The sequence below is a fragment of the Sphingobium naphthae genome, assembly GCF_043589935.1.
In the GTDB taxonomy this organism is placed as follows: domain Bacteria; phylum Pseudomonadota; class Alphaproteobacteria; order Sphingomonadales; family Sphingomonadaceae; genus Sphingobium; species Sphingobium naphthae_A.
Map to the genome: position 1 here is coordinate 47,604 of NZ_CP171457.1, position 24,167 is coordinate 71,770.

Genomic DNA, 24,167 nt, shown 5'->3' on the forward strand with positions numbered 1-24,167 from the left:
CTCGCAACAGGGCAATGCAAGGTGCCCGGCCGGAGAAGAACTGGAAGAATGTCGCGGGTGAAAGAGCCGAGGTATACCGGGTGACGGCCGGGAACCCGGCGCACTCGAATGTTTCTGTAACGCCGTCCAGCGGGTCTGGCGGCGGATATGCCCATGTTCAGCTCCCATCGGACATGTTTCCTCGGCGATCCCGACGAGATCGCGCATACCGTCTCCTGTGTCGCTCGCCCAAGCCGGCGTTCTGCATGGGCTGGGCGCTCACAATGAATAGGGGGGATATATCACCAATGGCTGAGCCTCCATGCCATAGCGTGGCATGTAAGGACAATTCCTCATATCGCAGCGCAGCATCGTAAAGGAAACTGCTCTTCCCTGACCACCATCTCAGGAAGGACCCGACCCATGAGTTATCCCCTCGATCAGATCACCGCCCTTGCCAGGGCCAATGGCGATCTTGTCCTCAAATTCGCCGAGATCGCCCGGACCGACGGCGAGAACTACGCCCAGATCGGCAGCAAGGCGGTGACCCTCTTCGTCGACCAGTTGAAGGAGTTCAAGCCGGGAACCGTTCCTGCCTTCAGGAGCGAAGCGGTCACGAGCCTGCTCAACGAGGTGGAAAAGAGCCGCGAGGCGTCGGTGGGCAAGCTCAAGGCCGCTATCGGCGAATGGCAGGTTAGCTGGAAAGACCTGCTCTCGCAGGCGACCGATCAGCAGGAACTGACCGATTCCGTCCAGGCGTGGTTCCAGCTTGTGACCAAGCCCGCATCTGTGGCCGAGCCCGAGCAGGCGCAGGTGCCTGCGGCACCGGTTCCCGCACCTGCGAAAGCTTCCGCAACGGCCTGAGGGTTGCAGCTCAGCGCGAACAACGGCTCCCGCCCGGCCCCGGGCGGGAGCCGCCTATTTGAACACCGAACAAGGGGCAGTGCACGACGACATGGCCGTTCCAAAGATCATAGAAGCCAGTAACCGAGGGCCAGCGGTAAGCCCAGCGGTAAGCGCAGCCTGCCTCGCCGCGTCCATGCTGCTGGTCGGCTGTTCGTTCGCGCCGGCGCACGTCCGCCCGCCGCAGCCCATTCCGCAAATCTATGTCGCATCGGCGTCGGGCTCGCCGTCGATCGCCAAGGTTGGCTGGTATGATTTCTTCCGCGAGGCGCAGCTTCGCGCGCTGATCGCTGCGGCGCTGGAGAACAACCGCGATATCCGGATCGCGTCCGGGCGCGTCGCGGAGGCGCGGGCGGCATGGCGGATCCAGGGATCGGCGCTCTACCCCCAGCTCGATGCCGTGGCGACCGGAACGCGAGGACGAACCCCGGCTGATCTGTCGGTGACGGGTCAAGCCGTCACCGGCAACCAGATCTACGCACAGCTGAGCGCCGGCTGGGAGATCGACTTCTGGGGAAGACTGCGCAATCTCAACGAGGCGACGCGGGCGCAATATCTGGCGACGGAGGAAGCGCGGCGCGCGGTCGCGACCGACCTTATCGCTCAGGTCGCCGACGGCTATCTGCTCGAGCGCGAATATGAGGAGCGCGCAGAGTTGGCGGTCCGCACGATCAAGACTCGCGAGGAGTCGCTCCGGATCCTGCGGCGGCGCTACGAGGTGGGTTCGGGCTCGAAGCTCGAGATGACGCAGGCGCAGACTCTGCTGGCGCAGGCGAAGACGGCGCTGCAGGCGCTCGATCAGGATCGCGAGGTTAATCGCAACGCCTTGGCGCTGCTGGTAGGTCGCCCTGTCGACATCTCGCCCGGGCCGCTCGGCCTTGCGGAAGCCGCGGCGGAGGTGACGCTTCCCGCTGGCCTGCCGTCGGAGCTTCTCGCCAACCGGCCCGATATCGTGGCGGCGGAATATTCCCTGCGGGCCGCCTATGCGAATATCGGCGCCGCGCGCGCAGCCTTCTTTCCCACTATCAGCCTGACCGGCGCCTTCGGGACCGCAAGCAGCGAACTGGATGGTCTGTTCAAGGATGGAAGCCTCTCCTGGAACTTCACGCCGACCATCAGCTTGCCCTTGTTCAATGCCGGACGCCTCGCGGCCAGTCTCGACTTGGCAAAAGCCCGTCAGGTGATTGCGGTCGCGGATTACGAAAGGACCGTGCAGGCAGCGTTTCGCGACGTCTCGGACGCGCTGGTCCGCCGCCGGCAACTCGGCCTCCAGATCGAAACGACGCGCACGATGCTCGCCGCGCTCCGGGAACGCGCGCGGCTTGCTCAACTGCGGTTCGACAATGGCCGCTCGGCCTATCTCGAGGTGCTCGACGCGCAGCGCGATCTATTCGACACCGAACAGACGCTTGTCCAGCTCCGGCGCGCCGAGTTGGCGAGCGCCGTCGCCCTCTATGCAGCGCTGGGCGGGGGTTTCGTCCAGAATCCAGCTTTCGACATCAATGCAGCTGAACCCGGGAACCCAGTACCATGACGACGCCCCAAAAGAAGTGGTTCATCAGGGGCGGCATTGCCATGGCAATTGTTGCCGTGGCCCTCGTCCTGTGGCTGCTGCTCAGGCCTGCCGGCCTTCCGGACGGCATCATTGGCGGCAACGGGCGGATCGAGGCAGTCGAGATCGACGTCTCCGCCAAGACCCCAGGGCGGATCCGCGACATTGTCGCCGATGAAGGCGATTTCGTGAAGGCGGGCCAGGTCGTCGCGCATATGGACACCGATGTCCTCAGCGCCCAGCGCTCCGAGGCGCAGGCCCAGCTCGCCCAGGCGCTCAACGCGATCCAGACCGCGCAAAGCCAGGTGTCGCAGCGCCAGAGCGAGCGCGCCGCCGCACTCGCTGCGATGCGGCAGCGGGAGGCGGAGCTGAGCGTCGCGCGCAAGAGGCTCGCCCGTTCGGAGACGCTTGCACGCGAGGGTGCGACCGCCGTGCAGGAGCGCGACGACGATCAGGCGCAGGTCGAAGGCGCGACCGCAGCGGTCGAGGCGGCGCGCGCGCAGCTGGCCGCCGTTGACGCGGCCATCGGCACTGCCCGCAGCCAGGTGACCGGCGCGCGCTCGAACGTTGACGCGGCCCGCGCGACAATCGAGCGGATCGAGGCCGACATCCGCGACAGCGATCTGCGGGCGCCGGTGGGCGGAAGAGTTCAGTATCGCGTGGCCCAGCCTGGCGAGGTCGTCGCCGGCGGCGGACGGGTGCTCAACGTCGTCAACCTCGGCGATGTCTACATGACCTTCTTCCTGCCCGAGACGGTGGCGGGACGAGTGGCGCTGGGAAGCGACGTGCGGATCGTGCTCGATGCCGCGCCAGACTTCGTGATCCCCGCCAAGGTGTCGTTCGTCGCCGACGTCGCGCAGTTCACGCCCAAGACGGTCGAGACAGAGAGCGAGCGGCAGAAACTGATGTTCCGGGTCAAGGCACGCATCGATCCCGCCCTGCTCAACCGCCATATCCGCCAGGTGAAGACCGGATTGCCCGGCATGGCCTATGTCCGGATCAGCCGGGATGCCGAGTGGCCGGCGAAGCTGACCGTCAACACGCCGCAATGAGCGAGGTTGTCCAGCTGGAGATCCCGCCAGCCAGGCCGGCGCCGGCGGCGCGCCTTGCCGGCGTCGATCTGCACTATGGAAAAAGCCGGGCGCTTAGCGGCGTCGATCTCGAAATTCCCGCCGGGCGCATGGTCGCATTGATCGGTCCGGACGGCGTCGGCAAGTCGAGCCTGATCTCGCTGATCGCTGGCGCGCGCGTTATCCAGTCGGGCACGGTGGAGGTGCTGGGCGGCGACATGGCGGACCGGCGCTACCGCGAGGCGGTCTGTCCACGTATCGCCTATATGCCGCAGGGGCTCGGCAAGAACCTCTATCCAACGCTCTCGGTCTTCGAGAATCTGGAGTTTTTCGGCCGCTTGTTCGGGCAGGACGCGGCCGAGCGCGAGCGCCGGATCGGCGACCTGCTCGACAGCACCGGCCTGTCGCTCTTTCGCGACCGGCCGGCGGGCAAGCTGTCCGGGGGCATGAAGCAGAAGCTCGGGCTGTGCTGCGCCCTCATCCACGATCCCGACTTCCTGCTGCTCGACGAGCCGACCACCGGCGTCGATCCGCTGTCGCGCGCGCAGTTCTGGGACCTGATCGACCGCATCCGCGGTGACCGGCCGGGGATGAGCGTGCTGGTTGCCACCGCCTACATGGAGGAGGCCGCGCGGTTCGAGTGGCTGGTGGCGATGGATGCGGGCCAGATCCTCGCGAGCGGGACACCAGCCGACTTTTACGCGCGCACCGGCGCGGACGGGCTGGAACAGGCTTTCATCGCATTGCTGCCCGAGGAACGGCGGCGAGGGCACAGGTCGGTGACCATTCCGCCCCGCAGGGGCGGAACGGATGCAGAGATCGCGATCGAAGCCAAAGGGCTGACGATGCGGTTTGGCGACTTCACTGCGGTCGACCATGTCGACTTCCGCATTGAGCGCGGCGAGATCTTCGGTTTCCTGGGATCGAATGGCTGCGGCAAATCCACGACCATGAAAATGCTCACGGGCCTGTTGGCCGCCAGTGAAGGCGAGGCCTGGCTGTTCGGCAAGCAGGTCGACAGCCGCGACATCGAAACCCGCCGTCGGGTCGGCTATATGAGCCAGGCCTTTTCGCTCTATTCGGAACTCACCGTCAGGCAGAATCTGGAGCTGCACGCCAAGCTGTTCCATGTCGACTCGGCGGAAATCCCCGCCCGTGTCGATGAGATGGCCACCCGTTTCGGCCTTTCGGACATCATGCACACGTTTCCCGACGCATTGCCGCTCGGACAGCGCCAACGCCTCAGCCTCGCGGTGGCGATGATCCACAGGCCGGAGATGCTGATTCTCGACGAGCCGACGTCCGGCGTCGATCCGATCGCGCGCGACCAGTTTTGGCAGATGATGATCGACCTGTCCCGCAACGACAGGGTGACGATCTTCATATCCACCCATTTCATGAACGAAGCCGAACGCTGCGACCGCATCTCACTGATGCACGCGGGCAAGGTGCTGATCAGTGATACGCCGGCCAATATCGTCGAGCAGCGCGGCAGCGCGACGTTGGACGAGGCATTCATCGCCTATCTTGAGGACGCCGCTGGCGAGACCGGCAAAGGCGATAGGACGAACGCCAGGGCCGCGCCAGCCTCGCCTTCCCCATCCGCAGAGCGGAGCGAGGCGGCAAGCCGCTTCTCCCATGTCTTCAGTCGCCGGCGGATGCTGAGCTATTCCCGGCGCGAGGCGCTAGAGCTGCGCCGCGATCCGATCCGCGCCACCCTGGCGCTGCTGGGCAGCGTCATTCTGATGTTCATCATGGGCTATGGCATCAGCATGGATGTCGAGAACCTGCCGTTCGCCGTGCTCGATCGCGACAGCACCACGACCAGCCAGAATTATGCGCTGAACCTCGCCGGGTCCCGCTACTTCATCGAACACCCGCCGATCACCGATTACGCCCAGCTCGACCGGCGCATGCGGAAAGGCGAGCTGAGCGTTGCGATCGAGATTCCACCGGCTTTCGCGCGCGACCTGCGTCGCGGCGACCCGGTCCAGATCGGCGTGTGGATCGACGGCGCCATGCCGATGCGCGCGGAGACCGTGCAGGGATATGTTCAGGCGTTGCACGCCCAATGGCTGAGCGACATGGCGGTGCAAGAGCTCGGCGTGCGACCGTCGGCGGGCCTCATCAATATCGAAACGCGCTACCGCTACAATCCCGACGTCAAGAGCCTGATAGCGATCGCGCCGGCGGTCATTCCCGTTCTGCTGCTGCTCTTCCCGGCCATCCTGACGGCGCTCAGCGTCGTGCGCGAGAAGGAGTTGGGCTCCATCATCAACTTTTACGTCACGCCGATCACGCGGACCGAGTTCCTGTTGGGCAAGCAGCTGCCCTATGTCGCGCTCGCCATGCTGAACTATGTTCTGCTGGTGTTGCTGGCGTTGCTCGTCTTTCGCGTGCCCATCACCGGCGACGTGCTCGCGATGACCGTCGGGGCGCTGCTCTACACCCTGTCGGCGACGGCAATCGGGCTGCTCTTCTCCATCTTCATGCGCAGCCAGATCGCCGCATTGTTCGCCACCGCAATCGGCACCATCCTGCCGGCCGTACAGTTCTCCGGGCTGATCAACCCGGTTTCGTCGCTGGAGGGCGCGGGGGCCTCCCTCGGGCGCGTCTTTCCGACCACTCACTTCGTGACGATCTGCCGGGGCGTCTTCTCGAAGGGGCTGGGTTTCGGCGATCTGAGCCAGCCGCTTCTGGCGTTGGCGGCGGCCGTGCCCGTTCTGCTCGCGCTGTGTGTCGCGCTGCTCAGAAAGCAGGAGAGTTAGATGCGGCGTACTGCCAATATCGGGCGTCTTGGGGTCAAGGAACTGCGCAGCCTGTGGCGCGATCCGATGATGCTGGTGCTGATCGTCTACGCCTTCTCCTTCGGCATCTACGTGGCGGCCTCCGCCACGCCCGAGACGCTGCACAAGGCGCCGATCGCCATCGTCGACGAGGATCAGTCACCTTTGTCAAACCGGATCACCGGAGCCTTTTATCCGCCGCATTTCACGCCACCGGCGCTGATTCCGCTCCGCGAGGTCGATCCGGCGATGGACGCGGGCCGCTACACCTTCGCGCTCGACCTGCCGCCTGATTTCCAGCGCGACGTGCTCGCCGGCCGCCAGCCGACCGTTCAGCTCAACATCGACGCCACGCGGATGAGCCAGGCGTTCACCGGCGGCGGATACATCCAGCAGATTGTGCAGGGTGAGGTGTCGGAGTTCATGAGGGGTACGCGGGCTGCGGCCGCGCCGCTCGCCGACCTCGCCCTGCGGACCCGCTTCAATCCGACGCTGGCGCAAAGCTGGTTCGGGTCGGTGATGGAGATCATCAACAACGTCACTATGCTCTCGATTGTGTTGACGGGCGCCGCGCTGATCCGCGAACGCGAACATGGCACCATCGAGCATCTGCTGGTTATGCCGGTCACGCCGTTCGAGATCATGGCGAGCAAGGTCTGGGCGATGGGGCTCGTTGTCCTCGTCGCTTGCGCCATCGCGCTGCTGTTCGTGATCGAGGGCATTTTGAAGGTGCCGATCGAGGGATCGGTTCCGCTATTCCTCCTCGGGGCGGGGCTTCATCTGTTTGCCACCACGTCGATCGGCATCTTCATGGGCACGATCGCGCGGTCCATGCCGCAGTTCGGACTCTTGTTGATGCTTGTGTTGCTGCCGCTTCAGCTCCTGTCCGGCGGCATGACCCCGCGCGAGAGCATGCCGGAGATCGTGCAGACGGCGATGCTCGCCGCGCCCACCACCCATTTCGTCAAGATGGCGCAATCGATCCTCTATCGCGGCGCCGGGCTCGACGTGGTGTGGCCGCAGTTCCTTGCGATCACCGCGATCGGCGCGGTGTTTTTCCTGATCGCGCTCGGCCGCTTCCGCCGAACGATCGGAAGCATGACATGAAAGGGCACATAGTGAAGGCGACCTCAGTAACACTACCGATATGCCCGTAAGCGCGGCTGAGGGAAACTCTCATCATCAATGGAAGGGAGAAATTCCATGCGCGCCCTGGACAGAATTCGTCGGTCGATCGATATCATCTTCCTGTATGGATTGACAGCCGGTCTCATCGTGGCGATCGCCACCATCATCATGGCGAAGCTTCCTGGATGACAAGGAAGTCGCGCGCCGCGACGGCTGATTTGAGCGCTCGAAGAAGGAAGAGCCAGGCTCGCAATCATTGGAAGCGGCTGGACAACCAGGGCGGCTCGTTGTTGAGCCGCTGTTGTGTGGTTTATCCTGCACAACGGAAATAGCACAGTATTCCGCCCATGCTTTTGCCCTCGTCCTCGCTTTCATGATGGCGAAACATGGTCAGGACCTTAAGACTACCGTGTACGAAGACCATCAGATGAGGTTTGCCATGACGCAGAGCGACCAGACGGAATCCCTGACGACCCACTCGGGTCTCACCCTCGCGGTGCGCCCAGTGCGCAAGGACGATGGCGAGAGGTTGCGGGCGTTTTTCGCGAACGTCGCCACCGATGACCTGCGCTATCGCTTCCTCTCCGGGATCAACGAAGTGTCCAGCGACCAGATCGCGGCCATGGTCGATGTCGACCACAAGCAGACCGAGGATTTTCTGGCATTTGTGGACGGGGACACCCTCGTCGCGACCGCCTTGATCGCCACCGATCCCGCCGGAGAGCGGAGCGAAGTGGCTATCGTCGTGCGCGCGGACCATAAGCACAAGGGGATCGGCTGGACGATGCTCAACCACGCGGCCGCTTATGCCAAGGCAAGAGGCGTGAAATCGCTCGAGTCGGTCGAAAGCCGCCAGAACAAGAGCGCAATCGAGGTCGAACGGGACTCCGGTTTTGACGTCAAACCCTATCCCGGCGATTCGACGCTCGTGATCGTTTCCAAGCAGCTCGCCTGACAGGCGTGCCGGCGAAGGAGCGAGCCGGGGCATGAACGGAATGACCGCCATGCAGTTGGGGGGCGTAGGCCAGCGGCTGCAGCCGGTCAGCCGCGCGATCCCAGATCCCGGTGACGGAGAGATCCTGATCAAGGTCGCCGCGTGCGGCGTCTGCCGGACCGACCTGCACATTGTCGATGGCGAGGTTTCTGCGCGGCTGCCGATCATCCCCGGACACGAAATCGTCGGGACGGTAGAGCGGGCGGGAGCCCATGTCTCGACCCTCACGGCCGGCGACCGCGTGGGCGTCCCCTGGCTCGGGCGTAGCTGCGGAACTTGCGAATATTGCCGCGAGGGCCATGAAAATCTGTGCGATTCGCCGACCTTCACGGGGTGCACCCGGGACGGCGGCTATGCGACGCATTGCGTGGCCGATGCCCGGTTCTGTTTTCCCATCCCTGTTGCGTTCGCCGACGAGGAGGCAGCGCCCCTGCTGTGCGCCGGCCTGATCGGATGGCGTGCGCTGCGGGCGGCCGGTGATGGAGGCCGGCTCGGGCTCTACGGCTTCGGCGCGGCCGCACACATCATCGCCCAGATCGCGGTCTGGCAGGGACGAGAAGTCTATGCTTTCACCCGGCCGGGCGATGCGCAGGCGCAGGCGTTCGCGCAATCGCTCGGATGCCGCTGGTCGGGACCATCGGACGCGTTGCCTCCGGTAAAGCTCGATGCGGCGATCCTGTTCGCACCGGTCGGTGCGCTCGTGCCGCAAGCGCTGCGCGCCGTGCGCAAGGGCGGGCGGGTCATCTGCGCGGGCATTCACATGAGTGACATCCCGCAATTCCCCTATCGCGACCTGTGGGAGGAGCGCTCGATCCGGTCGATCGCCAATCTCACCCGCGAGGACGGCGAGAGCTTTTTCGAGATCGGACAGCAAGCGAGAATCAGATCGGTCACGACATGCTTCCCGCTGGCCGATGCAAATAACGCGCTTGCCCAGCTGCGCTCGGGGCAGCTTGTCGGCGCGGCGGTCCTGATCCCCTCGCTCTGACGCGTCTCGCGCGGGCCGCTCGCGGCCGGGGCGTCGCTCCACCCCGCCGGCACGCGAGTGCTATTGTTCAAAAGCATAGGCGGGGCGCCCATTGGCGGCGGGTTTACCGCGTCTTCGCGCGCGAGCCAGTCGTCAGGATCGAGCGCCTGGCGGTCCTGCGCCCGTTCGTTGGATGCGGTAGGAACGGTGCGGATGTCCGGGTGCGGTGAGAATCCGGCATTGTGCCCGCCCTGCGTCAGCACGATGACCACGTTCGCGCCGGAGAGCATATAGATCTTGTAGACCGATCGCTATGGCGCGACATGGTCGCGCTCAGTCCCGACCACGATAAGCGGCATGCGCTGATCCTGGGGCAGGGGCTCGATCGAGCGGTCGCAGCCCTCATCGAGCATACGGCGCAGGCCATAGTCGAGCGAAGGGGGCCTGCTTGCGAACAGCCTTCGCGGCGAGATGCATCCTCTTCCCCTGGGAAAGGCCAAGATGTGCGGCCCAGTCGGTGAACGCCTAGACGAGGATGACCGGGGACAAGCCGCCGGTCAGCTGCGCCACGGCGGCGACGGCGGCCCGGTCCATCGTCTCGGCGAGGTCATCGAGCGGATCCGTTACCCCTATATCATCCTCGTAAGCTGATTTGCGCACGCGGCCACCCCTGGAGAGGCGGCGTCATCTGCCCGTGGCCACAAGCGCTGATCGGCGTTCCCCACTGCGCGACCATGTCAACCTCATGCCCCCTGCCGCCCCAGCGCCGCCACGCGCGCGAGCCAGCGCGCTCGCCGCTGGGGATCCTCGACGGCGCCGATGAGCGAATGGCGGACGGGACCGATGCCGGTAAATGCCAGGATGTTGCGCTCGAGGCTCTTGAGGCTGTGGGCGCGATAGACCAGCCTGTAGAAGAGGCCGGGCATTCCCATGGTGACGATCACGCGCGCCGAACGCCCGCGCAGCAGCTTCTCCGGGAATCCATGCTCTCGATAGCGGAAGGCGAAGCGCGGCCGCGCGATTTGCTCCAGAAATGCTTTGAGGAGCGCCGGCATGTCGCCGAGCCACAGCGGATAAAGAACGACGAGATGATCCGCGCGCAGAATGGCTTGCTGCGCATGGTCGATATCGACCGGCAGCGGCCCGTCCTTCCAATCGGCCTGCGAGCGCAGGATGGGAAAGTCGAGTTGGGCAACGGTGATCCGCTCCACCTGATGGCCGGCCTCGGCGGCGGCATCGGCATATGTCTGCGCCAGGGCATGGACGAAGCGCTCGCGGGACGCATCGGGGTGACCGTCAATGACGAGGATATGGGGCATGGCGGACCTGTCGCCCGCCGCTACCGGACTTTCTATCCGTAGCTTTACCAACCCGCCCCCGGGTCCGATCAAGCCGCGAATTCGCAGATCGCCGCAGTCGGCATGTCTTCCTCGAGCGCTGACCGCTTCCGCACCGTAACATTACTGAGTGAAACAGCGCCTGATTGGGTTCATCGATTCAAACCGTGAGCATGATTGCAGATGGAGGCAAGAATGGCACTCAAGGATCTTCTCGCTGTCGTCGACACCGCCGACAAGGACGAGCAATTTGTGCAGGATGTCCTGCGTTTCGCCGAATTTCATGGCGCGCGGCTAACGTTCCTCGTGCTCTCGGTTATCCCGTCGCCCGACTATGTCGGTACCTTCGGACCGCCCTATATCGTGCTGCACGACTATACGCAGGCGGTCGAAGCCAAGCAGAAGCGGCTTGCCGAGCTGACGCATGACGCCAATGTCGAGGTGCGCACGATTTCCGAGCTGCCTGAGACGATCTTCGCGAGCGTGAGCGTCCAGGCCCGCTATGCCGATATGGTGCTGTTCGGCCCGAGCGAGGCCTATGAATATCCGCCGGCCCGTCGGCACAGCATCGAGAACATCCTTTTTGCCTCTGGCCGGCCTGTCCTGATCTTGCCGCACGGTCACGTACCGCACGCGGTCGATCATTTCGCAATCGGCTGGAACGCGACCCGCGAAGCGACGCAGGCGCTGCGCGAGACAATGCTTTTCGCGGCTGCCGGAGCAAAGGCGGATATACTCGTCCTGGATGGCCGGGCGTCGGCGAAGGGGCATGGCTCGGAGCCGGGCGCCGATATCGCGCACCATCTCGCCCGCCATGGATTTGAAACCACGGTACGCCCGCTCACCGTCGATGACGATCTGTGCCAGGGCGACGCATTGGTGCGCGGCGCGCGCCAGCATGGAGCTCGGCTGCTCGCCCTTGGCGCCTATGGCCATTCACGTCTGCGCGAGATGATCCTCGGCGGCGTGACGCGCGATCTTCTCGATGGCGCGCCGCTACCCTTGCTGTTCGCTCACTAGGCGGCGTGGACAAATTCGGGGTTATCAATCGTCCAGCGTGACAAGCAGGCATGCCCGAAAGGCACCGTCCGCTGCGTCCTGTCGGTGCCAGATTTTGACGATGTGATAATAGTGGAAGTAGTCGTCTATATCTCGGGCAAGGTGTTCGCCAACACGCGGCAGGAAGTCGAACTCGGCCACGAACAGCAGCTTTTCCAGATCCTCGCCCTCGAACACTTCAACCAAAGCCATAAAGCCCTCCACGCGAGCGTGATCGCAATATCTGCGGGTTTCGCCAACCACTTGTGTGGAGATGATTGACGTGGAGCGCAGTGCTTGATTCAAGGCTGCTTTTTGGAGGCAGGCTTGAGCCGGGGCGATCTCACCGAAGCTGAATGGCGTATTCTGAAGGACTTGCTACCCATCGAGCCTGAGAACCGTGGCCGAGGCCGCCCGCCCGAGCAGAACCGCTCAATCATCAACGGCATCCTCTGGCGGCTTCGGTGTGGCGCTCCATGGCGCGACGTGCCGCCCAAGTATGGGAGTTGGAACACAATCTATCGCCGGTTCCGACGCTGGAGCGAGGCCGGGGTCTGGGAGACCATGGCAGTGACACTCGCTGAGGTCATGGCAGACAGCGGCCACTACAGCATCGACAGCACCACCGTTCGCGCCCACGTTTCGGCAGCGGGCGGAAAAGGGGGACTCATCGACGCGCTCTTGGCCGCTCGCGGGGCGGGTTCACCAGTAAGCTTCACTGCCTGGCTGATGCCCTTGGACGACCGCTCGCCTTCCACCTGACTGTCGGTGAAGCAGCGGACTGTAAAGCCTATGACGCCCTGATAGACCTGCCTGAGCACGCTCCTGGCGCGTTGCTTGCCGACAAGGGGTACGACGCCGACGCAATCCGTGCTGACCTTGCCAAACGGAAAATCGAGGCTGTCATTCCCGGCCGGTCAAATCGCCGCGTGAAGATCGAGCATGACCGCGCGCTCTACAGGCAGCGCAATCGCATCGAGCGCATGTTCGGCCACCTCAAGGTCAACCGCGCTATCGCCACCCGCTACGATCAGCTTGCCAACAGCTTCCTCGGAATGGTCCATCTCGCCACCGCCAGATATTGGCTCAAATTTGTCCACGCCGCCTAGGGAGCGACCCCGCAGTGGTTGAGAGTGGCAGCTGTCGACCAATCCAAGTCATCTATAGAATGACGCGCGAACGACTGGCTTGGCAAGAACCCGCCATTCAGTCGGGACCTGAGCTGTCTGGTTGCCAGTGGCTCGGCGACGACCCATACATTCATCCTGCGATGGTGCATCGAAAAGGGGGAACGTGGGGAATGACGGAAATGCTCGGTCGGCTGCGCGGCGGCGACCTCTACGCTGTCCTATCGCTCGCGACGAACGAGGAGCTCGAGCCACTGGTGAAGATCATCACCGCGAAGCTCACGAACTTTCTGGAGGTCAAAGACGAATACCAACGCCATCACCCTAACCATCGAAGGTATCATGCCCTGATCGGCGACGAGCTGCGGCTCTACGGTGGCAACTCGCTGATGAACCTCGGTCGTGGTGGCGAAGGACCATCCTACGATGAGATCGTGGCCGATGTCTGCTGGAAGCTGAGTGTTCCTTACGAGAAGGGTCGGACTGTTGAGAACGAGGCAAATCTTCTCGACATCTTTTTGGAGCAGCGGTGGCGCTCGCTCGATCCGGCGGAGCGGGAACTGCTCGCTGGTGCTGCTCGAGAGGCCGCTCTCGGAAAGACCTCCGAGAAGGCATCGTATGCACGGAGTGGGGCGGCCGCTCTCGCGACCACCCTATTTACCGGCCCTGGTTTGGCAGTCCTCGGCATCAGCTTGCTGGACCCAAGCTACAAGGTGACCGTGCCGTGCGCCCTTCACGTCGCGTTCCTTCGCCGCAAGTTCCTCGAGGAAGGGCGAGCGGGCGCGGACGAGGCGAAACGACCGTCTACTGGGGAGATTGGCGTGGCACCGGTCGATAGGCCCGACGAAGCCTCCACAACCTCGCTCGAGCTGCACGACGACGCGGGCGTGCGACTGCTTACGATCCGCGACGTTCCCGACATAGACGGTCGACCATGGAGCAGAATAGGCGACGCGGAAGACGCCGGCGTCAGTCGGCTCAATTCCCTCGTGCAGGCGGTCCCGGCTTTGGGGACCGCTGCGGAGATCGCGGGCGCTACGGGGACGCGATACATGGAAGTCGTCTGCAATGGAGAGCTCATGAAGGCCGCGAAGGGTGGCGGGTACCGCGCGATGTCGAGGAGCGGGACGAAAATTACGGAGCACGCAAACCTGTTCGATGCCGACAAGCTGTCCTTGGTCGCCAACGCGTCCGCGCTGATGAACGTGGCGTCCGTAGCTCTGGCGCAGAAGCATTTGGCTGACATCAGCGAGAAACTCTCGGCACTGAAGAAGGAAGTCGACGGAGTGGCCGACTTCCAGGTCGCCGGGCGGAAGGCGATCCTGACGAGCTCCATTCGCTACTTCGAGCAGATCGCCCCCGCCGTGCTAGCCGGCGAGCACTCGGGCGGCGTAGCCTCCCGGATTGAAGACTGCGAAGCGAAGCTCTTGGAGGTTCAGGACCATCTGGCGCACGACTTTGCCAAGACGAGCCGAGAATTGCAGGACCTGAAGGACATGAGCTGGTTCAGCTCGTCCGAATTCGTGGACGCGATTGAGAGACACCAACGCCAGCTCAACGATCTGTCGGAACAGCAGATACTGTGCGTCAGGGCTCGCGCGCTCGGTTGGCAGCTACTGTGTGAGTTTCCGGACGGCGAGATCACGAAGAAGTGCCGCCGCGATGACATCGTGGCCTCGCTTAACGAGCTGACGGAGTCGGGTGACCGACTTCGCCGGATGGATGCAGCCCTTCGCGAGAAGCTAAGGAAAGCCTCGTCGCTGTGGTCGGCGAGCGCGATGAACAGTCGCAAGCTGGGTATCATGCAAACCGGCGACGAGTTGCTCACAAAACTGGCCGAGGAAAGCGGCCGGATTATGGCCGGAATAAAAGAGAGCGAGGAAGCGCGGTCAGCGTTGCAGCGTCCTTTCAGGATGAGGTTGATGATCGAGGACGGTAGAGTCGCAGCGGTCCAGCCGCTAGAGGAGGCCGCGCCGGCCTGACCAGCTCTTGACGGGGGACGGTCAGGTTCTGAATCGAAAGCTACCCTATAACTAAACGGCCATGAACGGCAGCAAAGTCCCAGAACGCGGCGATCGATTTGAACGAAGTCGAGGGCGCGGCACCACCGGTAGCAGTCGACCACCTATCGTCGTTCGTTAGGGCTGGGGTTAACGTCAGGTAGTGGCCGGAGCAGACGTGCGAGCATTCAAAGGCTGGTTGTGCACCTCCAAGATGGCTGGCGCGTTTTGGCCGCTGGCGCTGAGCGATGACATGAGGGCAAAGCCTGGGCATTGCTCGATCGGGGCGGTTCTGGCCTGAGCGTTCCTGCGGCAGGTCCGTTCATCGTCTCAACAAACGAGCATCGTAGGGACGTTCACTGGACGGTACCGGCAACCGCATAGTTCATGACGGCATACCGATTCCTCTTATCTCGCGCGCCGGTCGTTTTGGGTCGCGAAACTGGAACCTAATGCGCGGGCACAAGCAGGAGGGATGGTGCAGCTCGACCCTTCATTCCTTATTTGCCATGGCTCCTGTATGCGATGCATATCTTTCTTCGTCTGGAGCCCCGTCCATGTTGCGTGAAACACTTCCTGCGGAATCCTTTGACGAAGCAGGACAATTTTCCATGGAGCGTTATCTCGCGCACGCTCGGAAGATGACCGAAATGGCGAACAAAATTGCCCATTCTGCCGACGTAACGCTTGTCAGGCACAAGCTGCTCGTCATCGTCGATCTTCAGGGCATCTATCTTGCCGTGATGGACTGGCTCAAGGCGGCAGGTTTTGGGATTGAGAGCGGGTTGCTCGTCAGCCGCTTTTCCATCTTCCTAATGCAGTCCGTCATGGACACTATCGAGGCGGCGGTCGTGGCGGAGGCAGGCAATGACGCGATGCGCTTCGCGGATCTGGAAAAAGTAATTACCGATGGGAAATTCGAGAATCTCCGGTCGCTCACGCACGTTGTCAAGTTTGAGCCGGCGATCGAGCTTTTCTTCGCTCCGGCGCCTCTCGATGAGATCGACTGGCAGCTCCAGAAGCACGCCCGCTACGGCAGTGTGATGGCTGCGGAGCAACTGGCCGACATCCGCAACGGCATCATAAATCTGCACGGGCGAGAGCGGGATTATCGTTTTTACGAGGATTTCATTCACCACCTCAAACATGACGTGTCAAACGGCGTTCAAAAGGGACCCCCGATCGGCGTCGAAGAGGGACCCCCTTTTCAGATAATATGATGCTGGTTTGTTGAAGATGGCCTTGCGCTGCGTGCGGCGGAGGGCGGGCGTAGCCCGACCGGAGGCGCGCGCAGCGCAAGATAGATTTTTGAAGGCGCCGAAGGTGGCTGTCAGCTGCGGTTTTTGAAGCGCCAGCTGTCGTTGCCCGTCTCGACGATATCGCAGTGGTGGGTGACGCGGTCGAGCAGCGCCGTGGTCATCTTGGGATCGCCGAACACGGTCGGCCATTCGCCGAAGGCGAGGTTCGTGGTGATGATGACGCTGGTCCGCTCATAAAGCTTGCTGATGAGGTGGAACAGCAACTGCCCTCCCGAGCGGGCGAACGGCAGATAACCGAGCTCGTCGAGAACGATCAGGTCGAGCCGCGACAGCTGCGCCGCCAGGGTCCCGCCTTTGCCGATCCGGGTCTCCTCTTCGAGGCGTGTCACCAGATCGACGGTGTTGAAGTAGCGGGCGCGAGCGCCCCTTCGCACGACATTGGCGGTGATCGCGATGGCGAGGTGGGTCTTGCCTGTCCCCGTGCCGCCGACCAGCACGATATTGCGGCGAGGCGGGAGGAAGGAGCCATCGTGAAGGGAGCGGATCATCTCCTCATTGATCGGTGTGCCCTCGAAGCTGAACCGCTCCAGGTCCTTCACCACGGGCAGCCTCGCAGCCGTCATCCGATAGCGGATGGAGGCTGCATCCCGGTGGGTCGCCTCAGCACGGAGCAGGTCGGTCAGTATCTCCATGGTGGTGCGCTTGCGCTGGAGGCCGGTGGTGACCGCCTCGTCGAACGCCGCCGCCATGCCCTTGAGTCCGAGGCCGCGCATCGTGTCGATCATATCATGCCGCTGCATCATAGCCTCGCAGCAGATCATAGCGGGCACAGTCGGCGAGCGGAGGATGCTGCAGCATCCGGTCTTCCGAAGTGACGATGCTGTGGGGTGTCGCCGGCTCGCGGCGCCGGGAGAGGATGTTGAGGATCAGCTCGTCGCTGGCCGTTCCGTTCGCCAACGCTTCGCGCACGGCAGCCTCTACCGGCTCCAGGCCATCGGTGAGCACCGCCGAGAGGACCCGCACGAACCTGCGATCGGCCTCGTCCCCGGTGCCGAGCCTTCGCCGTAATCGGTGCAGGGCGGGCGGCAGATCCCAGTCCTGGAACGGTGCGCCGTTACGCAGCGCGCCGGGCTTGTGCGCGAGGACCGGCAGATAATGCCAGGGATCGTATATCGTGCGGTTCCGACCGAAGTGGCGCTCATGCTCCCCGACGATCGCATCGCCGCAGCGTATGACGATGCGATCGGCATAGGAGCGCACCTGAACGGTCCGGCGTGCGGCCGTCGACATGACCGAGTAGCGGTTGCGATCGAAGCTGATGAGGCAGGTGCCGGTGACGGCATGCTCGCTCTCATGGAAGCCGTCGAACGGTGCCAGGATCGGCTGCAGGGCCGGTCGCTCCATATCCAGCGCCTCGGCGACGGTAATATCCCCGCGTTCGGGATGGGCATGATGCTCGGCCCAGCGCCGGCACTCGGCCTCCAGCCACCCGTTGAGCTCGGCCAGGCTGGCGAACCGGAGCCGCGGCTGGAAGAAGCGGCCTCGGATTGTCTGGACCTGCTGCTCGACCTGGCCCTTCTCCCATCCCGCCGCCGGCGAGCAGGCGGTCGGCTCGACCATGTAATGATCGGTCATGATCAGGAAGCGGCGGTTGAACACACGCTCCTTGCCGGTGAACACGGCCGTCACCGCCGTCTTCATATTATCGTAGATACCGCGTCGCGGCACACCGCCGAAGAACGCGAACGCCCGGGCATGGGCATCGAACAGCATCTCCTGGCCCTCGCGCGGATAGGCCCGGACATAGGGTGCGCGCGAGTCGCAGAGACGCATATGCGCCACCTTCACCCGCATCGGCTTGCCGGCGATCTCCACATCCTCGTGGCTCCAGTCGAACTGGTAGGCCTCACCCGGCTGGAAGGTCATCGGGATGAACGCCGGTGCGCCTTCGCCAGCATCCTTCCGCCGCGCAGCACGCCAGCGCGCCGCATAGCGGCGCACCGCATCATAGGATCCATCGAACCCCTCGCGCACCAGCAGGTCATGGATACTGACGTGACCCCGGTCTTTCATCCAGCGGCAACCAGAGACCGACCAAGGTTTTCGCGCATGAGCGCAGGTGAAGCAACGGGCGGGGTTAACCCCGCCCGTTGCTGTTCGAGCCCGGCAGCGAAGGCTGCCGGAGTAGTGTAGCCGAGCGACGAGTGCGGCCGCTCGGTGTTGTAGTCGTCGACCCAGCGCGACAGGATCGAGCGGGCCTGACCGATAGTGAAGAACAGCGTCTCGTTGAGCAGCTCGTCGCGCATGCGACCGTTGAAGCTCTCGACAAAGCCATTCTGCGTCGGCTTGCCAGGCGCGATGTAGTGCCACTCGACGCCGACATCTCCCGACCAGACGAGCACCGCGTTCGACGTCAGTTCAGTCCCGTTGTCGCTGACGATCATCTTCGGCTTGCCGCGCTCGGCGATCAGATCGGCCAGTTCGCGCACGACCCGCCGGCCCGAGATTGACGTGTCCACTACCGCCCGGAGGCATTCGCGCGTGACGTCGTCGACGATGTTGAGCACGCGGAACCGTCGGCCGGTAACGAGCTGGTCGTGCACGAAGTCCAGGCTCCAGCGCTGATTGGGAAGTGCCAGCACCGGCGCGGGCGCCCGCGCGCCGACGGCGCGCTTTCGTCCCTTCCGGCGCCTGACAGTCAGCCCTTCCTCACGATAGAGCCGCTGGGTCTTCTTGCGGTTGATCGTGATGCCGTCCCGGCGAAGCAGGATGTGCAGACGCCGATAGCCGAACCGCCGACGCTGCTGCGCCAGCTCACGCAAACGCGACCGCAGGTCGCCATCATCTGCCCGGCACGAGCGATACCGCATGCTCGTGCGGTCTGCCCCAACAACCATGCACGCCCGCCGCTCGCTCATCCCTAACGTCGCCTGGAGATGCGCGACCGCTTGCCGCTTCGCGGCGGGCGTCACCACTTTTTTGACAGCAGGTCTTTCAACCCCGCGTTGTCGAGCATCGTGTCCGCCAATAGCCGTTTGAGCCGGGCGTTCTCCTCTTCGAGCGACCGCAGGCGCTTTGCGTCAGACACCTCCAGGCCGCCGAACTTCGCCTTCCACGCATAGTAGGTCGCGCTCGACATCCCGTGCTTGCGGCACAGCTCCGTCACCACCGCCCCCGCCTCGGCCTCCTTCAGGATGCCGATGATCTGCTCTTCCGAAAACTGCTTCCGCTTCATTCCGTCCGTCCCTTCGAGGGGCCGGTCTCTAGTTCCAGATGGATGAAGAAACGGGGGTCACGTCAATACGCGTCATCCGTAGCCGATCGCGGCGGCCGCGACCTTCGTTCTCCTCAAGCAGCGCATCGAGACGATCCTGATAAGGACCGATCCGCGGCAGCGGCTGGACTTTGCGCTGATAGTTGAACGCCGCCTCCGGCGACCGGATCGCTTTGCGGACGACCTTCCGCGACAAACGAAGGTCACGAGCGATCGCCTTGATCGCCTTACCCGCTGCATGCTCACGCCGAATCCGAACCACTGTCTCCACGATCAACATCCCGTTCTCGCCAACTGATCAAAACCAGTCGGCCGACTAAATCCCCGGGATGAAGGGGTCCTTTTTGCACGCCGATCACCCCACGAAGGGGGTGCCTATTGCACGCTGATCCTCACTCTGGTCGCTCCTGTTCCTTCTGGGATCGGCGCCGGACCTTGAAACCGCCTTTAAGAATGCAGCCGACCGTGAGGCTGCGCGCAACTTCATGGCCATGATGGACCAAGCGAAGCCATCATGACGGCCGACCAGCTGATCGACGTGCTCGTTGCAAGCCTCGTCCGTGATAAGGGCGGGACCAAGCATCAGTGGCGAAAGCGCATTGGGCCGGTGCAGCTGTACAGCCTTGCTACGCATCCGCATTGCAATTGGGCAGTGAATCCCGTCGGCACCAGAACGGAGACTGAAGCCATTGAGCGCCTGATCGATGATCTCCGGATCAGCCATCCGATCATTGCCACCGAACGATAGTTCCGCAGGCAGATGACTGGCTGACCCGTCACTGAATGCGCCCGGCACGCAGAATATCGTCCATATGGCGGGCAATGTTCTGCCAAAGGGCTATGCCAACCTCATCCCCTTCCAGAGCCAGCTCTCCGATTCGGTTTGCGAGCACGAGCGGTGCGCGATCACCGTAGCGCCTGAGGAGCATCATCGCCGCGCCAAGCCGGACCTGCTGGTCCGTAAGGTTCATGCCGACGCTCCCATTCCCATGGCCTCAAGCTTTGCCAGGACAGCGGTCCTGGCGATAATACCCATCGTCTCCAATGACCAGATGCCGGCTCGGGTCAGGGCAAGCTTGGTGTAGCGCCACGATTGCGGATCGCGGATCTTGTCGAGATAATCGTGACCTGCCCAGGTCAACCGTACCGCGACCCAGCGACCACCGCCCGGTGCGCTGTACCCTGCGGCGGCGAAACCTCCTTCGAGCAGAAGGCGGAAGTGATGGTCCACCTGATGCCGCTCATAGGGATCAAGCTTCGGCAGTTTAAGAAGTTCAGCGCCCTCTGCTGCCTCAAGGGCCAGCATGAGGTCGCGAATCAGATCGGGATCACGCTTCATACAGGGGGGAGAACAAAAGGTGTTCGAATAGGACAGGCCTTTTACGCCGGACCGATTTTCTCTACCGCCAGCAGATCGAAATTCTCGCGTTTCCCCACGACGCGCACTCGCTGCCCCATAAGATGCCGATAGCGTTGGCTCATTTCCAGCCGCCATTCGCCGCCATCCTGCACGCGGATGACTGGATAGAAGCCACCGCCCAACAGCACCCCGGTAAGTTCGTGGCGTGTGCCTCTGGGCATTTTCTATTTTCGTCCGGCTTGGGTGATGTGGGGATCGAACAGCCAGTTCAGATAGGCCGCGATCCGGATGCCCGCGCGTTTCAGCCGATCATCAACTGCTACGCGATGCTTGTAGGCATAGTCCCAGGATAGAACGGGATCTGCAGGATAAATGGTCTTTCGAAGCGCTGTACTCTCCCGTACCCAGACCGCCGGGTTGGGATCGCTCCAGGCGATGACCTGGCCCGGTTCGATCGAACGGGAAAGCCAGTCTGCATATTCGGAATAGGAGAGGGAGCGCTGCTCGATCAGCCCTGAATCCCAGACCGAATGCAGATTGGTGGATTTGCCGAACCACGTCACCTTGAAGTCGTTCCCGCCCCGATCATCGCCGCCGCCAGCATGCAGCGGCTGATGGAGGTCGCCGATGATATGCACGATGAAACGCAGCGCTAGCCGCTTATCGTCTACCGAAGCCTCGGGATCGCGCAGGGTGGTGGTGAACTTCGTCAATGCAGTCATCGCGTCGCCTTCGGGCGGGGCGTCGGAGGCCTTATAATCGGCTCCCTCCCGGACGGTGACATAATGCCAGGGGCTTGCGGTCTTCTGCCAGAACTCGGCGGGATCGGAGCGCATGTCGTCGGGCCAGGTGGCGTCTTGCGCAAGATCCTCCGCCCCCAGGAGGATGCGAACATGCGCTCTCGCTGCGCCGCTCAGATTCTGATCGGCAATCGCGCCCGTGATCCGGTGGCCTATCGGCCCCCAGGCATAGGCGGGTGCGGTGAAGAGCAGGGATAGGGAAAGCGGAAGGAGCAGAAGGTGACGCATAGGCCGCTTGTGGCTGTCTTTTCCGCCGGGGGAAAGCCCCGTCGGAAGGCAGTCGCATTTACTTCACCGCGTGATGACGACGTCCTGCACCACAAAGGATGCAAATCGATCTCTTGAACGGAAGCGACGTGTCATCCATTTGCTTCCCGCAATCTAAAACTCGAGAGCCCAAGAGACGATGACAACGGACACTGTTACCGCCCCTGAAACCCGCGCCTTCGAGGCAGATGTTTCCAAGCTCCTGCACATGATGGTCCACTCGGTCTATTCCGACCGAGACGTGTTCCTGCGTGAACTTATCTCCAACGCGGCCGATGCCTGCGAAAAGCTGCGCTACGAGGCGATCTCGAATCCGGCGCTGCTGAGCGATGATCCGCAATCGCGCATCAGCCTTACATTGGACAAACAAGCCGGCAGGTTGGTCATCGAGGATAACGGCATCGGAATGACCGCCGCCGACATGGCCGAAACGCTCGGTACTATCGCGCGGTCTGGCACCAAAGCGTTCATGGACAAGCTCGCCGCCGACAAGAATGGCGAAGGGCAACAGCTCATCGGTCAGTTTGGCGTCGGCTTCTATTCAGCATTCATGGTTGCGGGCAAGGTAGAAGTCGTTTCCCGCCGCGCGGGCGAGGCCGATGCAGCCGCCTGGTCCTCCGACGGCTTGGGTACCTATACAATTGCACCCGCCGTTCCCGAGGCGGCGCCCGCGCGAGGCACGCGCGTCACGCTTGATCTTCTCGACGACGCCAAACCATATGCCGAGCTCTACACCGTGGAGCGTATCGTCAAGGCGCAATCGGGCCATGTCCCCGTCCCCATCCTTATCCACGAGGCCGGAAGCACGGATGAACCACGGCAGGTAGCCGATGGCGTAGCGCTATGGACCAAGGCGAGGTCCGACATCAGCGAGGACGATTATGCCGACTTCTACCGCAGCGTGGCGGGACAGTTCGATAAGCCGGCGCTGACACTGCACTACCGGGCGGAGGGACGTCACGAATATTCCGTCCTGACCTTTATCCCCGAAACCAAGCCTTTCGATCTGTTCGACCCTGACCGCAAGGGCCGCATCAAGCTCTATGTGCGCCGTGTGTTCATCACGGACGAGGCAGAGATTCTGCCGCGCTATCTGCGTTTCGTGCGCGGCCTTGTGGATACCGCCGACCTTCCGCTCAACATGTCGCGCGAGATGATCCAGGACAGCCCTGTTTTGTCGGCCATTCAAAAGGGAGTCAGCAACCGCATCCTCTCCGAATTGGGCAAGCTCGCCACAAATGACCCGGAACGCTATGCCGCCATCTGGGAGAATTTCGGGGCGGTGATAAAGGAAGGGCTCTACGAGGATTATGAGCGGCGTGACCAACTGCTGGGCCTCGCCCGGTTCAAGAGCACGGCATCCAATGGCATGTGGCGTTCGCTGAAGGACTATGTGGGCTCCTTGAAGGAAAACCAGACAGCGATCTACTACGCCACCGGCAATGATCTGGATCGGATCGCGCAGTCCCCGCAGATCGAGGGGTTCAAGGCGCGTGGCATCGAGGTCCTGCTGCTCCCCGATCAGGTCGACAGCTTCTGGACGACCATGGGCGTCGACTACGAGGGCAAGCCTTTCAAGTCCGTCACGCAAGGCGCGGCAGATCTGAGTCTCATACCCTTGGCTGACGAGAACAGCGGTGCGGCAGCGCCGAGTGAAGAGACCAGCAGCTTCATTGCCTTTGCCAAGGAAGCGTTGGCGAACCAAGTGTCCGATGTCCGGATTTCGGATCGCTTGACGAGCAGCGCCGTCTGCATTGTTGCGGTCGAGAACGCCATGGACCTGCAGTTGGAGAAGATGCTGGCCTCGGCCGGTCGCGCACCGGAACGGGCCAAGCCGGTACTGGAGGTGAACGCCGGTCACGCTCTCATCGCGAGGTTAAGTCAGGTCAGTGACGATGACGACAGTCGACGCGACATTGCATTCCTGCTGCTTGACGAGGCCCGCATAGCCGAAGGCGACCCTCCGGCCGATCCGCGCGCCTTCGCCGAGCGCTTGGAGCGGTTGATGACGAGGGCCTTGGGATGATGTCCATGGGAGCCTACCGGCTCCCATGGATCGGCTCGCCGGAGATGCTTCTTGAATCGACCCATTCTTGCCGTTTAGCTGCTATGAACCGATGCCTAGGTGCGATCCGTCCGCTATTTCTGCAGCTGGTGACCAACTCACCTCGCTCTCGGGCGGACGCTGCAACATGTGCTGACGCTGAAACCGCTCATTCATGGGGACAACAGCGGCCTTGGCGGTTGCGTGCCTCATAGTCGGTCATCACGGCGGATGATGCCGGCTTGCAAAAGCATCCGCGGACACCTGATTGCTTGAGGCTCA

At 63.0% G+C, this 24,167-nt stretch carries 22 protein-coding genes and 2 pseudogenes; 13 read left to right on the forward strand and 11 right to left on the reverse strand.

The window, feature by feature from the left end; all coding sequences use genetic code 11:
- Positions 1 to 402: 402 nt before the first annotated feature.
- The 7 genes from ACGGKE_RS18230 (at position 403) to ACGGKE_RS18260 (ending at position 9,400) form a co-directional block, all read left to right on the forward strand.
- Positions 403 to 843 carry a hypothetical protein gene (locus ACGGKE_RS18230; protein WP_394443389.1) on the forward strand — a complete coding sequence of 147 codons (441 nt, stop codon included), beginning with the start codon at positions 403 to 405 and terminating at the stop codon, positions 841 to 843.
- 175 nt (positions 844 to 1,018) lie between these two features.
- Positions 1,019 to 2,416 (forward strand): efflux transporter outer membrane subunit, encoded by a 1,398-nt coding sequence (locus tag ACGGKE_RS18235; protein WP_394443391.1) that lies wholly within the window; start codon positions 1,019 to 1,021, stop codon positions 2,414 to 2,416.
- Complete coding sequence (locus tag ACGGKE_RS18240) at positions 2,413 to 3,486, forward strand: HlyD family secretion protein (protein ID WP_394443393.1); 1,074 nt, start codon at positions 2,413 to 2,415, stop codon at positions 3,484 to 3,486. Before ACGGKE_RS18235 ends, ACGGKE_RS18240 begins: the two co-directional genes overlap by 4 nt.
- Positions 3,483 to 6,272 carry a ribosome-associated ATPase/putative transporter RbbA gene (gene rbbA, locus ACGGKE_RS18245; RefSeq protein WP_394443395.1) on the forward strand — a complete coding sequence of 930 codons (2,790 nt, stop codon included), beginning with the start codon at positions 3,483 to 3,485 and terminating at the stop codon, positions 6,270 to 6,272. Before ACGGKE_RS18240 ends, rbbA begins: the two co-directional genes overlap by 4 nt.
- Positions 6,273 to 7,397 (forward strand): ABC transporter permease, encoded by a 1,125-nt coding sequence (locus ACGGKE_RS18250; RefSeq protein WP_394443271.1) that lies wholly within the window; start codon positions 6,273 to 6,275, stop codon positions 7,395 to 7,397. It begins immediately after the preceding gene.
- A gap of 460 nt (positions 7,398 to 7,857) precedes the next feature.
- A complete protein-coding gene (locus ACGGKE_RS18255) occupies positions 7,858 to 8,373 on the forward strand; it encodes a GNAT family N-acetyltransferase (protein WP_394443273.1) in 516 nt (171 codons plus the stop codon).
- A gap of 40 nt (positions 8,374 to 8,413) precedes the next feature.
- Positions 8,414 to 9,400 (forward strand): zinc-dependent alcohol dehydrogenase family protein, encoded by a 987-nt coding sequence (locus ACGGKE_RS18260; RefSeq protein ID WP_394443399.1) that lies wholly within the window; start codon positions 8,414 to 8,416, stop codon positions 9,398 to 9,400.
- Between the two features lie 504 nt (positions 9,401 to 9,904).
- Here the strand turns inward: ACGGKE_RS18260 and ACGGKE_RS18265 are convergent.
- Together ACGGKE_RS18265 and ACGGKE_RS18270 are read right to left on the reverse strand one after the other, a co-directional pair.
- A complete protein-coding gene (locus tag ACGGKE_RS18265; RefSeq protein WP_394443275.1) occupies positions 9,905 to 10,039 on the reverse strand; it encodes a poly-beta-hydroxybutyrate polymerase N-terminal domain-containing protein in 135 nt (44 codons plus the stop codon).
- Positions 10,040 to 10,122: 83 nt separating this feature from the next.
- The gene (locus ACGGKE_RS18270; protein ID WP_394443277.1) at positions 10,123 to 10,698 is read right to left on the reverse strand and encodes an NAD(P)H-dependent oxidoreductase; all 576 of its coding nucleotides are present in this window, start codon (positions 10,696 to 10,698) and stop codon (positions 10,123 to 10,125) included.
- 213 nt (positions 10,699 to 10,911) lie between these two features.
- Between ACGGKE_RS18270 and ACGGKE_RS18275 the strand changes: the two genes are divergently transcribed.
- Positions 10,912 to 11,736, forward strand: a complete 825-nt coding sequence (locus ACGGKE_RS18275; protein ID WP_394443279.1) for a universal stress protein — start codon at positions 10,912 to 10,914, stop codon at positions 11,734 to 11,736.
- Positions 11,737 to 11,760: 24 nt separating this feature from the next.
- On the opposite strand, the gene ACGGKE_RS18280 is transcribed toward ACGGKE_RS18275, so the two are convergent.
- Positions 11,761 to 12,060, reverse strand: coding sequence for a hypothetical protein (locus tag ACGGKE_RS18280; RefSeq protein ID WP_394443281.1), 300 nt, complete (start codon positions 12,058 to 12,060; stop codon positions 11,761 to 11,763).
- Positions 12,061 to 12,081: 21 nt separating this feature from the next.
- On the opposite strand from ACGGKE_RS18280, the gene ACGGKE_RS18285 reads away from it, so the two are divergent.
- The 3 genes from ACGGKE_RS18285 (at position 12,082) to ACGGKE_RS18295 (ending at position 16,101) form a co-directional block, all read left to right on the forward strand.
- Positions 12,082 to 12,863 (forward strand): IS5 family transposase gene (locus tag ACGGKE_RS18285; RefSeq protein WP_394443283.1). Its coding sequence is split into 2 segments (ribosomal slippage): positions 12,082 to 12,406 and positions 12,406 to 12,863, totalling 783 coding nucleotides; the frame shifts between segments, so codons are not numbered across the junction.
- A 191-nt stretch (positions 12,864 to 13,054) separates the two neighbouring features.
- Complete coding sequence (locus ACGGKE_RS18290; RefSeq protein WP_394443285.1) at positions 13,055 to 14,863, forward strand: hypothetical protein; 1,809 nt, start codon at positions 13,055 to 13,057, stop codon at positions 14,861 to 14,863.
- Positions 14,864 to 15,438: 575 nt separating this feature from the next.
- Complete coding sequence (locus ACGGKE_RS18295) at positions 15,439 to 16,101, forward strand: hypothetical protein (RefSeq protein WP_394443287.1); 663 nt, start codon at positions 15,439 to 15,441, stop codon at positions 16,099 to 16,101.
- 110 nt (positions 16,102 to 16,211) lie between these two features.
- On the opposite strand, the gene istB is transcribed toward ACGGKE_RS18295, so the two are convergent.
- The 4 genes and pseudogenes from istB to ACGGKE_RS18315 form a co-directional block, all read right to left on the reverse strand.
- Positions 16,212 to 16,940 (reverse strand): IS21-like element helper ATPase IstB, encoded by a 729-nt coding sequence (gene istB, locus ACGGKE_RS18300; protein WP_031304487.1) that lies wholly within the window; start codon positions 16,938 to 16,940, stop codon positions 16,212 to 16,214.
- Positions 16,927 to 18,189 (reverse strand): annotated as a pseudogene (istA, locus tag ACGGKE_RS18305) (IS21 family transposase); the annotation flags it as partial. The pseudogene istA and the gene istB, both read right to left, overlap by 14 nt.
- Before the next feature lie 20 nt (positions 18,190 to 18,209).
- Positions 18,210 to 19,375, reverse strand: a protein-coding gene (locus ACGGKE_RS18310; RefSeq protein ID WP_394443184.1) for an IS3 family transposase whose coding sequence is annotated in 2 segments (ribosomal slippage) — positions 18,210 to 19,114 and positions 19,114 to 19,375 — 1,167 coding nt in all. Because the reading frame shifts where the segments join, the coding sequence is not laid out codon by codon here.
- Positions 19,376 to 19,439: 64 nt separating this feature from the next.
- Positions 19,440 to 19,694 (reverse strand): annotated as a pseudogene (locus ACGGKE_RS18315) (IS21 family transposase); the annotation flags it as partial.
- A gap of 234 nt (positions 19,695 to 19,928) precedes the next feature.
- On the opposite strand from ACGGKE_RS18315, the gene ACGGKE_RS18320 reads away from it, so the two are divergent.
- On the forward strand, positions 19,929 to 20,162 hold the full coding sequence (locus ACGGKE_RS18320) for a hypothetical protein (protein WP_394443289.1): 234 nt from the start codon (positions 19,929 to 19,931) through the stop codon (positions 20,160 to 20,162).
- Between the two features lie 28 nt (positions 20,163 to 20,190).
- Here ACGGKE_RS18320 and ACGGKE_RS18325 read toward each other — a convergent pair whose 3' ends face one another.
- From ACGGKE_RS18325 to ACGGKE_RS18340, 4 genes are read right to left on the reverse strand one after another with little or no spacing between them, the layout of a single operon-like run.
- Positions 20,191 to 20,385, reverse strand: a complete 195-nt coding sequence (locus ACGGKE_RS18325; RefSeq protein ID WP_394443291.1) for a DUF6961 family protein — start codon at positions 20,383 to 20,385, stop codon at positions 20,191 to 20,193.
- The gene (locus ACGGKE_RS18330) at positions 20,382 to 20,753 is read right to left on the reverse strand and encodes a DUF2513 domain-containing protein (RefSeq protein ID WP_394443293.1); all 372 of its coding nucleotides are present in this window, start codon (positions 20,751 to 20,753) and stop codon (positions 20,382 to 20,384) included. The genes ACGGKE_RS18325 and ACGGKE_RS18330 overlap by 4 nt, the downstream gene beginning before the upstream one ends.
- Positions 20,754 to 20,794: 41 nt before the next feature.
- Positions 20,795 to 20,995 (reverse strand): DUF5818 domain-containing protein, encoded by a 201-nt coding sequence (locus ACGGKE_RS18335; RefSeq protein ID WP_394443295.1) that lies wholly within the window; start codon positions 20,993 to 20,995, stop codon positions 20,795 to 20,797.
- 3 nt (positions 20,996 to 20,998) lie between these two features.
- On the reverse strand, positions 20,999 to 21,802 hold the full coding sequence (locus ACGGKE_RS18340) for a S1/P1 nuclease (protein ID WP_394443297.1): 804 nt from the start codon (positions 21,800 to 21,802) through the stop codon (positions 20,999 to 21,001).
- Positions 21,803 to 21,980: 178 nt separating this feature from the next.
- Here ACGGKE_RS18340 and htpG point away from each other — a divergent pair, with 178 nt between their 5' ends.
- Positions 21,981 to 23,867, forward strand: coding sequence for a molecular chaperone HtpG (gene htpG / locus ACGGKE_RS18345; RefSeq protein WP_394443299.1), 1,887 nt, complete (start codon positions 21,981 to 21,983; stop codon positions 23,865 to 23,867).
- Positions 23,868 to 24,167 lie beyond the last annotated feature (300 nt).

Coding starts and splice junctions, on each gene's coding strand:
- ACGGKE_RS18230 (WP_394443389.1), top strand. CDS start 403: ATGAGTTATCCCCTCGATCAGATCACCGCCCTTGCCAGGGCCAATGGC.
- ACGGKE_RS18235 (WP_394443391.1), top strand. CDS start 1,019: ATGCTGCTGGTCGGCTGTTCGTTCGCGCCGGCGCACGTCCGCCCGCCG.
- ACGGKE_RS18240 (WP_394443393.1), top strand. CDS start 2,413: ATGACGACGCCCCAAAAGAAGTGGTTCATCAGGGGCGGCATTGCCATG.
- rbbA (WP_394443395.1), top strand. CDS start 3,483: ATGAGCGAGGTTGTCCAGCTGGAGATCCCGCCAGCCAGGCCGGCGCCG.
- ACGGKE_RS18250 (WP_394443271.1), top strand. CDS start 6,273: ATGCGGCGTACTGCCAATATCGGGCGTCTTGGGGTCAAGGAACTGCGC.
- ACGGKE_RS18255 (WP_394443273.1), top strand. CDS start 7,858: ATGACGCAGAGCGACCAGACGGAATCCCTGACGACCCACTCGGGTCTC.
- ACGGKE_RS18260 (WP_394443399.1), top strand. CDS start 8,414: ATGACCGCCATGCAGTTGGGGGGCGTAGGCCAGCGGCTGCAGCCGGTC.
- ACGGKE_RS18270 (WP_394443277.1), bottom strand. CDS start 10,698: ATGCCCCATATCCTCGTCATTGACGGTCACCCCGATGCGTCCCGCGAG.
- ACGGKE_RS18275 (WP_394443279.1), top strand. CDS start 10,912: ATGGCACTCAAGGATCTTCTCGCTGTCGTCGACACCGCCGACAAGGAC.
- ACGGKE_RS18290 (WP_394443285.1), top strand. CDS start 13,055: ATGACGGAAATGCTCGGTCGGCTGCGCGGCGGCGACCTCTACGCTGTC.
- ACGGKE_RS18295 (WP_394443287.1), top strand. CDS start 15,439: ATGTTGCGTGAAACACTTCCTGCGGAATCCTTTGACGAAGCAGGACAA.
- istB (WP_031304487.1), bottom strand. CDS start 16,940: ATGCAGCGGCATGATATGATCGACACGATGCGCGGCCTCGGACTCAAG.
- ACGGKE_RS18320 (WP_394443289.1), top strand. CDS start 19,929: ATGACGGCCGACCAGCTGATCGACGTGCTCGTTGCAAGCCTCGTCCGT.
- ACGGKE_RS18325 (WP_394443291.1), bottom strand. CDS start 20,385: ATGAACCTTACGGACCAGCAGGTCCGGCTTGGCGCGGCGATGATGCTC.
- ACGGKE_RS18330 (WP_394443293.1), bottom strand. CDS start 20,753: ATGAAGCGTGATCCCGATCTGATTCGCGACCTCATGCTGGCCCTTGAG.
- ACGGKE_RS18335 (WP_394443295.1), bottom strand. CDS start 20,995: ATGCCCAGAGGCACACGCCACGAACTTACCGGGGTGCTGTTGGGCGGT.
- ACGGKE_RS18340 (WP_394443297.1), bottom strand. CDS start 21,802: ATGCGTCACCTTCTGCTCCTTCCGCTTTCCCTATCCCTGCTCTTCACC.
- htpG (WP_394443299.1), top strand. CDS start 21,981: ATGACAACGGACACTGTTACCGCCCCTGAAACCCGCGCCTTCGAGGCA.